Annotated in this window: 1 protein-coding gene and 1 pseudogene; one reads left to right on the top strand and one right to left on the bottom strand. The window is 65.6% G+C overall.

Annotation, left to right across the window (positions count from 1 at the left end; translation table 11 throughout):
• On the top strand, nt 1-185 hold a 185-nt coding region (locus MD273_RS18740), incomplete at its 5' end, for a hypothetical protein (protein WP_239039279.1).
• A 147-nt stretch (nt 186-332) separates the two neighbouring features.
• On the opposite strand, the pseudogene MD273_RS18735 reads toward MD273_RS18740, so the two are convergent.
• Nucleotides 333-570: pseudogene (locus MD273_RS18735) on the bottom strand (hypothetical protein); the annotation flags it as partial.

Raw genomic sequence — 570 nt, 5'->3', positions numbered from 1 at the left:
TCCGTGGCGCCGGCGCCGTTGAGCTGCCAGCCGCCGGGCTCGGCATCCTCAACTACCCGCTCTACATCGAGCGCCTGCACGAGCTGAACCCGAACATCCCGCTGATCATCGAGCACCTCGATGAGGACGATGTGCCGCGTGCCAAGCGGTATGTCGACGACACGCTACGCGCGGTCGGCGCATGACGTAACGGTACGAGAGAGTTCGGTCGGCTGATGGCCGGCCGGCTCCGATAGCCCTTCTGACGCCTCGGCGCCCGATATCTGCGCCGGGGCGTACGTTTGCCCGGCGCTTCGCGAGAAACGCCGGGACGCGCGGGATCGCGAGCTCGATCAGGCGACGAGCGTTTGCTGCAGCCGGGTGCCGTCTTCACCGAAGAAGTGAAGGTTCTCGGCCTTGAAACCGAGATGGACGGCATCGCCGCGCCTGGCGTCATGGTGACCGGGAACCTTGGCGATCAGCGCATGCTCCATGGAGGGATCGACCTCCATGTGCAGCACGGTCAGTTCGCCGAGCTTTTCGGCCAGTTCCGGAAGACTTGGCTTCATGCCCGTGGTGGGCTGGGCGTGA

The organism is Marinobacter sp. C7 (genome assembly GCF_022343555.1).
Classification (GTDB): domain Bacteria; phylum Pseudomonadota; class Gammaproteobacteria; order Pseudomonadales; family Oleiphilaceae; genus Marinobacter.
This window is presented reverse-complemented; position numbering and strand designations above follow the sequence as displayed.